At 46.2% G+C, this 13,811-nt stretch carries 8 protein-coding genes and 1 pseudogene; 1 reads left to right on the forward strand and 8 read right to left on the reverse strand.

The annotated features are described in order from the left end of the window. Positions 1-42 precede the first annotated feature (42 nt). The 6 genes and pseudogenes from ACTQWB_RS05755 to ACTQWB_RS05780 form a co-directional block, all read right to left on the reverse strand. A complete protein-coding gene (locus tag ACTQWB_RS05755) occupies positions 43-1,974 on the reverse strand; it encodes an ABC transporter ATP-binding protein (protein WP_441500728.1) in 1,932 nt (643 codons plus the stop codon). Then, positions 1,975-3,780, reverse strand: coding sequence for an ABC transporter ATP-binding protein (locus tag ACTQWB_RS05760; protein ID WP_441500899.1), 1,806 nt, complete (start codon positions 3,778-3,780; stop codon positions 1,975-1,977). A 226-nt stretch (positions 3,781-4,006) separates the two neighbouring features. Then, on the reverse strand, positions 4,007-5,410 hold the full coding sequence (locus tag ACTQWB_RS05765; protein WP_441500898.1) for an MATE family efflux transporter: 1,404 nt from the start codon (positions 5,408-5,410) through the stop codon (positions 4,007-4,009). 106 nt (positions 5,411-5,516) lie between these two features. Further along, positions 5,517-9,146, reverse strand: a complete 3,630-nt coding sequence (locus ACTQWB_RS05770; RefSeq protein ID WP_441500727.1) for an ATP-binding protein — start codon at positions 9,144-9,146, stop codon at positions 5,517-5,519. Then, positions 9,143-10,684, reverse strand: a complete 1,542-nt coding sequence (locus tag ACTQWB_RS05775) for a GGDEF domain-containing protein (RefSeq protein ID WP_441500726.1) — start codon at positions 10,682-10,684, stop codon at positions 9,143-9,145. The genes ACTQWB_RS05770 and ACTQWB_RS05775 overlap by 4 nt, the downstream gene beginning before the upstream one ends. A 196-nt stretch (positions 10,685-10,880) precedes the next feature. Then, positions 10,881-10,985 (reverse strand): annotated as a pseudogene (locus ACTQWB_RS05780) (DUF6783 domain-containing protein); the annotation flags it as partial. Here ACTQWB_RS05780 and ACTQWB_RS05785 point away from each other — a divergent pair. Next, positions 10,959-11,021, forward strand: a complete 63-nt coding sequence (locus ACTQWB_RS05785) for a hypothetical protein (RefSeq protein WP_441514605.1) — start codon at positions 10,959-10,961, stop codon at positions 11,019-11,021. The pseudogene ACTQWB_RS05780 and the gene ACTQWB_RS05785 overlap by 27 nt on opposite strands. Here the strand turns inward: ACTQWB_RS05785 and ACTQWB_RS05790 are convergent. Together ACTQWB_RS05790 and miaB are read right to left on the reverse strand one after the other, a co-directional pair. After that, positions 11,018-12,106 (reverse strand): GGDEF domain-containing protein, encoded by a 1,089-nt coding sequence (locus ACTQWB_RS05790; RefSeq protein ID WP_441500725.1) that lies wholly within the window; start codon positions 12,104-12,106, stop codon positions 11,018-11,020. The genes ACTQWB_RS05785 and ACTQWB_RS05790 overlap by 4 nt on opposite strands. Before the next feature lie 228 nt (positions 12,107-12,334). Beyond that, complete coding sequence (miaB, locus tag ACTQWB_RS05795; RefSeq protein WP_441500724.1) at positions 12,335-13,795, reverse strand: tRNA (N6-isopentenyl adenosine(37)-C2)-methylthiotransferase MiaB; 1,461 nt, start codon at positions 13,793-13,795, stop codon at positions 12,335-12,337. Positions 13,796-13,811: the final 16 nt, after the last annotated feature.

A 13,811-nucleotide genomic window follows, 5' to 3' on the forward strand; every position in this document is an offset into this window, starting at 1 on the left:
CCGTTATAAGAATATATTATCTCTCATTGCAACTATTAAGTCTCAACTCAGTTCAAACATCCCATGATACAACTGATAATACTTCCCCTTCTGTTCCAGCAGTTCCTCATGGTCCCCACGTTCCACAATCTTGCCCTGCTCCAGCACCATGATAGCATTGGAATTGCGTACCGTACTCAGCCTGTGGGCGATTACGAACACAGTACGTCCCTCCATCAGCTGATCCATGCCTTTCTCGATCAAAGCCTCTGTACGGGTGTCAACTGAGGAGGTAGCCTCGTCCAGGATCAGCACAGGCGGATCTGCGACGGCTGCCCTGGCAATGGCAAGAAGCTGACGCTGTCCCTGGGACAGATGGGCACCATCTGAAGTCACCATGGTATCGTAGCCCTGCGGCAGACGACGGATAAAGGAATCTGCATTGGCAATTTTCGCCGCCTTTACCACTTCCTCCATTGTGGCGTCCAGCTTGCCAAAGCGGATATTATCTGCCACAGTTCCAGTAAACAGATGGGTATCCTGAAGTACGATTCCAAGGGAATGGCGAAGGGACTCTTTGCTGATTTCCCGCACATCGATTCCATCGTAGATTACAGAGCCGCCCTGTACCTCATAAAAACGGTTGATCAGATTGGTAATGGTGGTCTTTCCAGCTCCTGTAGAGCCCACAAAAGCAATCTTCTGTCCTGGCTTTGCATAAAGACTGATATCCTTTAAAATCATCCGGTCCGGATCATAGCCAAAGTCCACATGCTCAAACCGCACATCTCCTTTTAAAGGAACCAGCTCCCCATCTGGCTTTTTCCAGGCCCAGGAGAAATTTTCCTTATTTTTCTCCGCTTCCTGAAATGCTTCCACTTTTCCAGCTTTTCCATTTGCCAGAAACTTTTCCCGTCTGCTCTCCCTCTCATTTGCCAGAATCTGTTCCAGCCTGCCATCTTTCTTCTTCGCCCGGACCAGCTCTACTTTTCCTTCGTCTACCTCCGGATCCAGATCCATTACTTTAAACACACGCTCTGCACCAGCCAGCGCCGCCAGCAGGAAGTTACTCTGCTGGGTAAACTGGTTAATGGGAAGAGCCGCCTGGCGCACAAACACCAGATAGCTGGCAAGGCTTCCCAGATCTGCTTTTCCCTGAAGGGCCAGAAGCCCGCCAAGTACTGCCACGATAGCGCAGTTGATATAGGAAATACTCACCACCACTGGAACCATGGTAGCCGCATACCCCTGTGCCCCGGTTCCCGCCTGGCGGAGTGCCTCGTTCTTCTCACAGAACTCCCGGAAGCTGGCATCTTCATGGTTAAACACCTTTACTACCTTCTGGCCGCTGATCATTTCTTCAATATAGCTGTTCAAGGCGCCAAGACTTCCCTGCTGCTTTGCATAGTAAGCCTTGCTCCTGCTGCCGCTGAACTTAATGTACCACAGCATAATTCCATAGCACACCGTCACGATAATGGAAAGCCGCCAGTTCAGCACATAAAGAATGGTCAGGGTTCCCACCATCTGGATAAAGCTCTGGATCACCATGGCAAAGCTGTTATTCAAAGCATCTGATATAGTATCAATATCATTGGTAAAAAGGCTCATAATATCCCCATGCCCGTTGCTGTCAAAAAACTTCAATGGCAGGGTCTGGATATGGGAAAACAGATCCCGTCTGATATCAAACAGAATCTTCTGGGAAGCCTTTACCATAGTCTGGGAATAGCCCCAGGCTGACAGTGCACCTATGGCAAATATCCCGGCAGCCAGAAGCACGCCCCGAAGAAGCGTTCCAACATTTCCATCTGCCAGGCCATTGACAACCGGACGGATCATATAAGTACCAAGAAGGTTACACAGAGCACTGGCTGATACCAGAACTGCCACCACAAACAGCATCCGCTTATGCCGTCCCATATAGGAAAGAAAATAGCCTACAGTCTTTTTCATGTTTTCCGGCTTTTTGCCACTATAGGTTCTCGCTGCCATTTATCTTCCCTCCTTTCCTCTAGAGCCCGGATTTATAACCAAATCTATAACAGAAGCCTGCTCTTTTCTGTCTGCAGCACTCTCTGTCTCCAGTGCGCCATTCATCTGCGACCTGTAAATCTCCTGATAAATCGGGTCATGTGCCAGCAGCTCACTGTGGGTTCCGGTACAATGCACCCTGCCATCCTCCAGGATCACGATCTGGTCTGTATTCATTACCGAAGTAATCCTCTGGGCAATGATAATCTTCGTCACATCCCTGCGCCGGGCAAGAGCCTCCCGGATTTTCTTCTCTGTTGCTGTATCCACAGCACTTGTAGAATCGTCAAAAATCAGTATTTTCGCCTTTCCAACCAGTGCACGGGCAATGCAAAGCCTCTGCTTCTGTCCTCCGGAGAGGTTGGCTGCGCCCTGCTCCAGCATGGTATCAAGACCCTCTGGCATACGGTTCAGGAACTCATCAGCACAGGCATCCCTGCACGCCTCCCAGATTTCTTCGTCTGTGGCATCTGGATTGCCCCACTTCAGATTATCCCGCACTGTGCCGGAAAACAGCACATTTTTTTGTAAAATAATCCCCACAGCGTCACGAAGCACATGAACGTCGTATTCTCTCACGTCGTGTCCTGCCACCCTGACAGAGCCCTTAGAAGCGTCATAAAGTCTTGGAATCAGCTGCACCAGGGTTGTCTTTGATGCACCTGTACCGCCCAGGATTCCCACAGTCTCACCAGAAGAAATGTGAAGGTTTACCCCGGACAGGGCATACTCTTTGGCTGCCTTATGGTATTTAAAGGAAACCTCCTGAAAATCAATCCTTCCATCTGTCACTTCCTGGATTCCATTTTCAGGGGAAATAAGCTCCACCTCTTCATCCAGCACCTGCGCGATCCGGTGGGCACTGGCAAGGGACCGGGTGAGAAGGAGAAATACATTTGCGATCATCATCAGGGAATTCATAACCTGCATGACATAGCTTAAAAAGCCGGTCAGGTCACCAACTGCCAGATCTGATTTCAGGATCATATTTCCCCCGAACCACATGATCAGCACAATGGCACTGTACATGACCGCCTGAAAAGCAGGAAGGTTCAGAACTGCATAATGAAACGTAGTCTCAGAAGAGCTGGTCAGGTCTTTATTTACCTCTGCAAATTTCTCCTCTTCATACTCACCCCTTACGAAAGCCTTTACCGCCCGGATAGCAGTTAATCCTTCCTGTACTACACGGTTCAGGCGGTCCATAATGCTCTGAAGCCTGGTATACATAGGTGCCACCTTCGTCACGATCCAGAACAGAATACAGCCAAGGACCGGAATGCATACCAGAAATACCACTGCCAGCTTCGGATTCATCCAGAAGGAAAGAAGGATTCCCATCACTAGAAGGGACGGTCCTCTTGTCACAGGACGGAACCCGGCATTTACCATATTCTGAAGCACCGTTACATCCGTGGTCATTCTGGTGATCAGAGAAGAGGTCTGGAAATGATCCAGATTGGAAAAGGCATACTGCTGCACCTTCCCATACTCTGCCTTCCGGATTTCAGCGCCCCAGCCATAAGAAGCCTTAGCTGCAAAATGGGCGTACAAAAGTCCTGTGAACAGCGCCATCAGGGCACAGAATATCATCTGCAGCCCTTTCCCGTAAATATAAGGAAGATCATGATTCGCCACACCTACATCGATCAGGTCTGCGATCATAATCGGGATAAACAATTCAAAACAGGTCTCTATGAGAACCAGCAAGGCTCCCAGGATCATATCTTTTTTATATGGGCCGGCATATTTAAGCAGCCGTTTCATGTCGTTCATTTTCCGTCACACTCCTCATATGTTATTTCATTGTCCTGGTTATTATAAGCCACATAAAAAAACTCCGTCAATCGTGAATTTGCCAAAAGTCAGCCAAAAATAATCCGTCAAAAGAATCAGCCCCATAAGCCGTTTCCTGTTATTTCTTCTCCCCAGATTTGCATATATAAAGGAATGAAAAAGACGGCCGTATTATAGACCGTCTTTTCATTTCACATTATATATGATTTCCCTTCAGCTGCCCATGCACCTTCCGTCTCACAAACACAAAGCACGCCACCTGCATCACAATAGTTATGATCCAGGATGCCGGATAGGAAATGAACAATGTATATAAGGATTTGTGCTCTGGGAAAACACCAAAGATCCACACGATTCTGGTACCTACTGTACCGATAATGGAAAGGATCATAGGTACACCGGAATGTCCCATTCCACGGAGGGCTCCCGGGAAAAGATCCATGATCCCGCAAAGGAAATACGGCACTGTAGTGATAGAAAGGATCTCAACACCGCAGCGGATAACCTCCGGATCCTCTGTATAAATCTTCAGAATCTCTCCACCGAAAATGTAAGATCCGCATCCCAGTACAAAAGCGATCACAAAGGACAGGATTCCGCAATCCAGCAACACTCTGTCCATACGTTTGTATTTCCCCACACCGTAATTCTGGCTGGTAAAACTCATACATGCCTGGGTAACTGCATTCACAGACGCATACAGAAATCCCAGTATATTATTGGCTGCGGTATAGCCTGCCATAGCCGTAGATCCAAAAGAATTTACCGAAGACTGCAACAGCGCATTGGAAAAATTGATCACCGTACTCTGCACACCTGCCGGGATTCCCACCTGAAAAATCTGTACCAGATAAAATTTCTTCATACAAAGCTTTGAAAAACGAAGCTGATAGCTTCCCTCTGTCTTATACAGACACCGAAGAACCAGAATACAGGAGATCAGCTGGGAAATCACAGTCGCAATGGCAACACCAGCCACACCCATATGAAATGCGATCACCAGGAACATATTCAGTACCGCATTGATAATACCTGCTACGATCAGGAACATCAACGGACGCTTGGTATCCCCCACTGCACGCAGAATTGCCGCGCCATAGTTATACAGCATAAAGAAAGGCATCCCCAGAAAATAGATCCGCATATATAAAGCAGACTGGTCGATAACATCCGACGGGGTTCCCATAAGCTCCAGTGCCCATCTGGAAAAAAGCAGACCGATCACCGCCATGACCACACCACTTATCAATGCCAGCGTAATTGCCGTATGTACAGTCTCTGACATCTCCTTATGCTTCCCAGCCGCATAAAACCTGGCTGCCAGCACATTTGCCCCAAGTGATACACCAATAAAAAGATTGGTGAACACATTGATGAGCGCTGTGGTAGAACCAACTGCAGCCAGTGCCTGACTGCCGGAAAATCTTCCCACCACAATAATATCCACAGCATTAAACATCAGCTGCAAGATTCCGGAAACCATGAGTGGAAGGGCGAATGAAATCAGCTTATCCATAATGGTTCCGTTACACATATCAATTTCGTATTTATTCTTACTCAACTCTGTCGCTCCCTTACTGCTTCCAGCCTTCCATCCCATAACTTCCAGCCAGATAACTCTTCCCACACTCTAAACCCTAATCTATAGTCATACAGTTCCTAACCCTGCATCAGCGATTATAGTTCAAACCGGTTCCAAGCGTGCATCAGCGATTATAGTTCTTTGGAAGCCATTTTTCAAGCACGGAATAGATCACGTTCATATCGATCGGTTTGGTAATATAACCACTCATACCGCATTCTGCTGCCCGGCTTTCATCCTCCTGAAATACATTCGCCGTCATGGCAATCACCGGAAGCCCTTTCCAGTAATCACTCTCTTTTGCACGAATGCTCTTCGTCGCCTCATAGCCATTCATAACCGGCATCTGGATATCCATAAAGATCAGCTCATAATAGTATTCCGGCTGTTTTTCCAGAAGCTCAATCGCCTCACGGCCATTCTCCACAGCATCCACCAGAAGCCCTGCCTCTGACAAAAGCTCATAAGCGATCTCACGGTTCAGTGCATTGTCCTCAACCAGCATGATCCTGCGGCCTTTCAGGAAATCAAGATTTCTCTCATCCTCTCCATTTCGTCCTGTCTCACCCTCACTCTTTGTACTCTCGCCTTCCTGTGACACATTTTCCTCAGCTGCCAGAGTCAGATCCAGGCGTACTGAAAAGGTAGTACCCTCTCCCTGATGGCTTACCACCTCAATATTTCCGCCCATCTGGTTAATAATGGATTTGGCAATGGAAAGGCCAAGACCTGTTCCCTGGGTCACATTTGTCATGCTATTATCCTCACGGGAAAACGGCTCAAATAACCGCTTCTGGAATTCTTCCGACATACCGATTCCATTATCCTTTACCACAAAGGAATATCCCGCTTTGCCCGGCATCGGGCTGTTGCCCTGGGTCACCTTCACCTGGATCCGTCCATTTTCAGGCGTATATTTCACTGCATTGGAAATCAGATTGATCAGGATCTGACGCAGTCTCACCGGATCCGCCATTACATGATCATCCCGGATTCCTTCAATATCCATTTCCAGCGTCTGCCGCTTCTCCGCAGCCGCAGGCCGGCATACCCCATCCACCATCTCCATGGTCTTGCGCAGATATAATGGTTCTTCCTGAAGGGTCGTGCTGCCGCTTTCGATTTTTGACATATCCAGCACTTCATTGATCAGCCCAAGAAGATGCCGGGAAGAATCATCGATCTTCTGCAAGCAATCCAGGATACGTTCCGGTTCATTCAGATGTTTCATGGCGATCTGCGTCATACCGATGATTCCATTCATCGGGGTACGGATATCATGGGACATACTGCTCAGGAACACGCTCTTTGCTTTATTGGCCTCTTCTGCCGCTTTGTACGCATCCTTCAGGCTGTTCATCAGCTGTTCATTCCTGCTGTGAGTCTCCTGCACATCCGTTGCGATCATAGTCATCATTCTTGGCATGGCATTTTCGTCATCCAGGCGGATAAACTGGAAACGCACCCAGCGATAAGTATCCTTCTGCTTTACCCTGCCTTCGCATTCGAAGCTGCCATCCTGCTCCAGAAATGTATGGGAAAGCTCGGAAAGCTTTATCTTCAACCTGATCTTTTCCCAGTCAGACGGCTCAAAATCAGGGGCCAGATACTGCTTGAGAAAATCTGCATAAAAGCCATCCGGGATTTTTTTATCCAGAAGCTTCTGACTTCCACGGTAAGAAACCTTATATTCCCCCGACAGCATATCCACATACAGAATCACCAGGGAATTCCTGGCAAGTGCCTTCAGAAGCTGGCGGTTCTCACTGCCACTTTTATGCAGGAAATCAAGGATCGTGTCCCCATCATCACCCTGCTGGTCACTACTTTCCTCCCAATTCTCAATATCAATGGAAAGCCGCATTCCTTCCGCCTCATTTTGGTCTACAGCCCTTCCATACACAGAATAACAGGTACGGATCCTGCCCGCGCCGATCAGATAGGAAAGATCTGCCTGTAATTCCTCATCTTCTTCCATCAGCTCTACCAGCTCCGGACAGTAAATAGAGCCTTTCCCCCTGGAAAACTCCTCCAGGATCTGTGGCAGCTTTTTACTTTGTTTATAGCTTCGTCCTACAAAATCAGTTCCTGCATCCAGGCAGTCACTGATATGTAAGATTTCTATGAGCAGGCGGATTTTTGATTTCGTATTATCAAACTCTGCCGGATATCCCATTTTTCCGTCCCAGGACTTGTGGTGCCCAAGAACGGCTTCCCTATATTTGCAAAGAGAAGGAATCTCCTCCAGAAACTTCGCACCATCTGCCGCATGATGCAGAATATTCTTCTTCTCCCTGACCGTCAGCTGTCTGGACTGTTTGTTCACAATAGAAGCCAGCTGGATCATTCCGATGTCAAGCAGCTGTGCCGCCTGGGACACAAAATCCAGTATGTTCTCCTGATTTTCCAGCACCTCCACCACATTCTCATATCCGAAAGTTCCCACCAGCAGTTCCGGTCTTTTCTTGATCACTGCATTCAGGATACGTCTTGCAAGCTGCTCTACCATTGCACTGTGAAGAGCTGTACTTTCATCACGGCTGACCATGATCTGCATCAGGACAAGGGTATTCACTTCATCTTCGGAAGCATATTTCAGGATTTCCCCAAGGGACCGCCAGACCACATCATTTACAAAGGTATCATTCTCCGTTCTGGACAGGTTGCGGACCACCCGCACATAATTTGATACACAGAATTCCCGGATATCAGCCGGTCCATGATATTCATCCTTATATTTTTCTACCAGCTCCATAATGGTAGGCAGATGATTCACCACCACCTGGAAATACCGGCTGTCCGAAAATTCAACCCCTTCCTGACTATCCAGACTGTCATTTTCCATGCTGTACTCACAGAATTTCCTGTAATCTGTCAGTAACTCTGTACAGGTTATTTTCCCACTGTAAAACTGGCTTAGCTTGTAATTACAATAAATCTCATCCAGCATTTCATAGGGATTGGGGTTCTCTTCAAGCTGGCGCTGATAATACTCTCCCAACACCCTGGACGCACGGGCAAGAAGTGTCTGGTCAATCTCGTGTTTCGAATACCGTAATACAGAATTGCCAAGAAGATCGTAATTCAGCTCCTCGATCAGTCCGTCAAAGTCAAAACGCTCCCCATCCAGCGCCCGTACTCTTTCATCATTATAGAAAGCCAGGGCTTCGTCTATATATTTTAAAATATCCTTTCCTGTACCAAGATTAAAATTCATATTGATAACCGGGAAATTATAATAAGAATAAATGATTCGTTTCCTTACATCGAAATCCTTAATTTCAAAATAACGGGGTGTAAGTGCACGGATCCTGTCAAAATAAGCAGCCCCTTTCTTTCCATCTTCATCGCTGAAAGGGCGGTTGTGCAGATTTCCCAGAAGGTTCAATGTCCAGATATAAGAGTCCAGATCATCACTATTCTGAAAATATTCATCCAGAAGCTCCAGAATCTCCAGCATGGCAAGATTGTCCTCATATCCCTCATCATTGGCCATTCGGACCTGATGCAGAAATTCCCTCGCCAGATCGTCATTCAGCTTCGCTTCCCCCTCCAGGAAAGGACGGATGTACAGGTTCAGAAGTGCCTCATTCTCTATATAGAGTCTACGCATAACCCTGGATTTGTTCTTCAGATTCTCGATCCAGACTTCCTGGTCTTCTGCCTTCAAAAGCCCTTCCTGGATCTGATCCTCTGTTTTCAGATTCTCTTTATATTTTGTATAAAAATGAATAATATTATCCTGTGTGATCATTTGGTTTCGCCTCTTTCAAAAATCCGTCTGTGATTTTCTTTCTTACACTGGTACATTCTTCTGTCCGCTTCCTTTACCAGCTCCTCAATCTCTCTGGCCTCTTCCCGAAACGCTACAATTCCATAGGAAAAACTGATGTGATGCTTTCCTCCGTTTACCGGAAAATAGATCGGATTCGTTTCCAACGCGTTCTTCAATCTTTTCTCAGTCTCTTCTGTACCAGCCGCGGAAAGAATCAGGAACTCATCTCCTGCATACCGATACAGCCGGTCCCGCTCATCCATAAAGCCTGACAAATGGTTTACGAAATGAATCAGATACCGGTCTCCATTCTCATGTCCATAGCTGTCATTGATCAGTTTCAGATAATCCAGATCAATAAACACAAGACAGCCATCCTGATGATTGTGAATAAAACGTGCGCTGTTTTTTTCAAAAGCATTGCGGTTCAGACAGCCTGTCAGAGTGTCTTTCTTTAGGGATTCCCTGAGCTGGACAATCCGCAGTTCTTCCTTCGCTAGCATACGGACCATCTGATCGTAATTCTCCATCTCATGCTCCAGGGCATTTATGTACATTTTTTCAAATTCAGGTGCCTGCTTCCGGATCTCATCCCGGCTGCTCTTACCTGCTGCAGTACGCATAACCTTATAAACAGGGCAGAAGCTTCCGCTGAAATTCTTGGCACTCTGGATATAAGTTCCAATGCGCACAATATCCTCCCATCTTTCTTCCTCTGCCATAACCTGCAGAAATTCACCAAAATAGCGGACACAAAAGCTTAAAGTATCCCTGGCACCCTCCCCGGCTTCCATCTTCTTCATGTAATCGTTAAATTCCCCGGCGATCAACGATTTATCTTCCTGCTGGTACAGGCGGAGATACATATCTGTAAATTCTTTCTGTAAAAGGAAAAAGTTTCTTCCGTCCTCCGGAATATCCCTGGTAGATAAAATTTCCTCTGTTTTCTGCGTCGCCTGTCTGGCACCTTCAATATCCCCCAGTCCGATTTTTACATATACTTTGCTGTCATAGTAAACCAGTTCGTTCAAGATATCCGAATCCCAGAAATCCACATCCTGGCTGCAAGGAGTCTTTCTGGAAATATCCATCATTTTCTCCAGGTAGATATCTGCTTCTGAAAACAGACCGCAATCTGTAAATGCCGCTACGATCGTATTATAAACAGATTTCAGGGGAGATCTCATAGTGTAGCCGGAATTGGCGTATTTCAACCCATATTCCACGATCTTCGGTGGAAATCCAAGACAAAAATAGAGCCTTACAAGAGCCAGATAGATCCTTGCCTTAGCCTGTGACGCATCCAGATGTATTCCGGTCTCCCTGCAAATCTCGATCATAGGATAAGCATATTCCCGGAAGTTATAGGAAAAGATTCCATAGCTGACCGCATAAATTTCTTCTGTACAGACGGTAAGGTCTGATAATATTTTCAGCTCATCTATCGCTTTTTGCGTGTCCTCTCTTGTCCAGCCTCCTGTTGCGATCTTATTTTTTATTTCTTCCACCTTAAACATACCAGTCCGATTCTCCTGCCATATACTTTATAACTGTTTATCGCCATCTGCCTGTGATTTCTTTTACAGCCAGCACAGTACAGTTATCTTCTTATTCATAATAAAGAGTTTAAAGGATTCCAGGAATAAATGCAACCTTCATTTTCCTAGAGCGTGTTTGAAAAAGGCTTTCTGCAAGATGTGCGTCACAATTTGTGGGAGATTTTGTCCGATTGAGGGCGGCGTAGCGGGCTACACCGACTGAAAGAGGACAAAATATACCGCAAAGTGGGGCGTGCAGATTGCAGGAATGATTTTTCAAACACGCTCTAGGATGAAAAAACCAGGTCGATCTTAATAGATCACCCGGTCTCTTCCCTGTTTTTTTCCTATATAAAGTTTATCGTCTACATTCTTCAGAAGGGTATCAATGTTGGACTGGAAATCATTCTCCTCCACACCAAAAGTCATGGTGACCGGAATCCATTCTCCCTTCCAGTCAAATGGATCATTATCCAGCTTCATACGCAGCACATTCAGAATCGTGCAGACCTCGTCTCCATTCATGTCCGGGAAAAAGAAAATAAACTCTTCTCCACCCCAGCGGCACAGCTTGGCATGCTCTGATAATTCACGGCTCATGTGCTTCGTGATCCATACAAGAACCGCATCACCGCAGTCGTGTCCCCAATGGTCATTGATACGCTTAAAGAAATCAATATCTCCCATTCCAAGGGTAAAAGCCATTTTCGGATCCTTCTTATGCTTCTCTGTAATATACTGCATCATCTGGCGGCGATTCCACAGACCTGTAAGGGGATCCGTTCCTGCCTGTTTCTTCAGCTGCTCATTATACAATACCAGCTTCTTCTCAGCGGATTCCACATTGGAACTGAACGCTCCGCATGCGATTCCGATAAGCAGGAATGCCAGAACCATATTCACAACCTGTATCACAACTGTTGCCGTTTCTGAAAGAGGGAAATACGGCACATGGCTTCTGCAGTACATAAACAGACAAAAGCGCACGATAAACAGAAAAACCGTATATCCAATCTTATAGATCAAGGCATTATAAATGGAAAAATACAAAAGCACGATCATCTCGAACATCAGATGCTGGATGCCACAGTCCCATCCATACATCAGAACAAAAGCGATCACCCATGCCAGCTGCAGGGTTACACATATCAGCACACTGGTCTGTACCCTGACACGGTATGTCCCGTAAAAAGCTCCCAGGCTCAACACTGCAAATACAAGCGCTACCCATACCTCTGTCCTTGGTCCCACCAGACACATAACCGCCGGAAAAATCAAGAAATAAAGAGTCAGAAACAGCAGCATATTCCGCAAAAGGAACAGAATACGCTGGGGTTCATTCTCATGAACTGCTTCCTTTTTTAGTAATGCATAAAACTTCTTCAACAGACCTTTCACCATTTCAGGTGCCGCCTTTCTCACGAGTGGTTAATACCATAATTGTGCACTATTTTACACAAAAATGCAACCTTTTTTGCATATTTTATGTGCTTTTTCGCAAATTATATGTTACTATTCACGATCTTTACCGCAATGCGCTCCGCGATTCATAGATTTCATGTTTTCTCATAATTTCGCATCACAGGCTCCGTTTTTTCTAAGACATTTCGTCGCAGAAAAAATTTCCTCTTACACCCGTGTCCCCATATAATAGAAGCCTTTACAGGTATCCAGACGAACATTCACATATTTACCGAGCAGATCCGGAGTTCCCGGAAAATGAACCAGCAGATTATACTGGGTTCTTCCTGTGAAAATTCCCTTCTCCTTGCTCTCTGTCTCTACCAGAACCTCCTGCACTTCCCCCTGGAATCTGGAAGACACTTCTCTGCCCTTCTCCTGAACCAGCTTCAGAAGACGGTCAAAACGGTCTTTTACCACATCCTCCGGAATCTGATCCTCCATCTTCGCAGCAGGAGTCCCGCTTCTCTTGGAATAGATAAAGGTAAATGCTGTGTCAAAATCAGATTTCGCAACCACATCCAGTGTCTCCTGGAAATCCTCCTCTGTCTCACCAGGGAAGCCTACGATGATATCTGTAGTCAGGGAAATATCCGGCACTGCCTTACGGATCTTCGCTACCAGGTCAAGATATTTCTCCTTGTCATAATGACGGTTCATCACCTTCAGGATACGGCTGCTGCCTGACTGCATAGGAAGATGCAGATGATGGCAGACCTTCTTACTCTTGCCCATGTACTCGATCAGTTCATCGGAAAGATCCTTCGGATGGGAAGTCATAAAACGGATTCGCTTCAGTCCCTCTATTCCTTCTACCATTTCAAGAAGCTGGGCAAAAGTCACCGGATTCTTCAGTGTCTTTCCATAGGAATTTACATTCTGTCCAAGGAGCATAACCTCTGTGACGCCATCTGCAACCAGCGCCTTAATCTCTTTCACGATTGCCTCCGGCTCACGGCTTCTCTCACGTCCTCTTACATACGGTACAATACAATAGCTGCAGAAATTATTACAGCCAAACATAATGTTTACACCAGATTTAAAGGAATAATTACGCTCTGTAGGAAGCTCCTCCACAATCTTATCTGTGCCATCCCAGATATCGATCAGCTGGCCTTCCCGGTTCTCCATCTCATAAAAAAGCTCCGCAAATTTAAAAATATTATGGGTTCCAAATACCAGATTTACAAATGGATAATCCTTCTGGATCTTGTCCACAACCTGCTTCTCCTGCATCATGCAGCCAAACAGGGCAATCTTCATATCCGGGTTAGATTTCTTCAGACTGTGAAGCTTACCAAGGCGTCCATAAACCTTCAGATTCGCATTCTCACGGACAGTACAGGTATTATAGATCACAATATCCGCATCCTCAGACTCCTGTCTCTGAAATCCGATCTCGTCCATAATCCCTGCCACAACCTCAGACTGCTTCTCATTCATCTGACATCCAAAAGTCTGAAGACAATAAGTCACCGGCCGTCCCAGCTCCAGTGCCCTCTCCTTAACCATATCTGCAAGCTTGGCCATATAATAATACTGGCGCTCCGTATCATCCTGGGGCGGATTTCCACTGGTATCTATCTTACTGAAATCAATTTCGTTAAACATAATTTCCCTTTCTATCATCTATCGCAACAATCTA

Origin of the sequence: Blautia sp. HCP3S3_H10_2, assembly GCF_052122375.1 — a bacterium.
Classification (GTDB): domain Bacteria; phylum Bacillota; class Clostridia; order Lachnospirales; family Lachnospiraceae; genus Blautia_A.

What these genes read in the sequence shown, in the direction of transcription:
- miaB (WP_441500724.1), bottom strand. Translation starts at nt 13,795, where the DNA reads ATGATAGAAAGGGAAATTATGTTTAACGAAATTGATTTCAGTAAGATA.
- ACTQWB_RS05755 (WP_441500728.1), bottom strand. Translation starts at nt 1,974, where the DNA reads ATGGCAGCGAGAACCTATAGTGGCAAAAAGCCGGAAAACATGAAAAAG.
- ACTQWB_RS05760 (WP_441500899.1), bottom strand. Translation starts at nt 3,780, where the DNA reads ATGAAACGGCTGCTTAAATATGCCGGCCCATATAAAAAAGATATGATC.
- ACTQWB_RS05765 (WP_441500898.1), bottom strand. Translation starts at nt 5,410, where the DNA reads ATGGGATGGAAGGCTGGAAGCAGTAAGGGAGCGACAGAGTTGAGTAAG.
- ACTQWB_RS05790 (WP_441500725.1), bottom strand. Translation starts at nt 12,106, where the DNA reads ATGGTGAAAGGTCTGTTGAAGAAGTTTTATGCATTACTAAAAAAGGAA.
- ACTQWB_RS05770 (WP_441500727.1), bottom strand. Translation starts at nt 9,146, where the DNA reads ATGATCACACAGGATAATATTATTCATTTTTATACAAAATATAAAGAG.
- ACTQWB_RS05775 (WP_441500726.1), bottom strand. Translation starts at nt 10,684, where the DNA reads ATGTTTAAGGTGGAAGAAATAAAAAATAAGATCGCAACAGGAGGCTGG.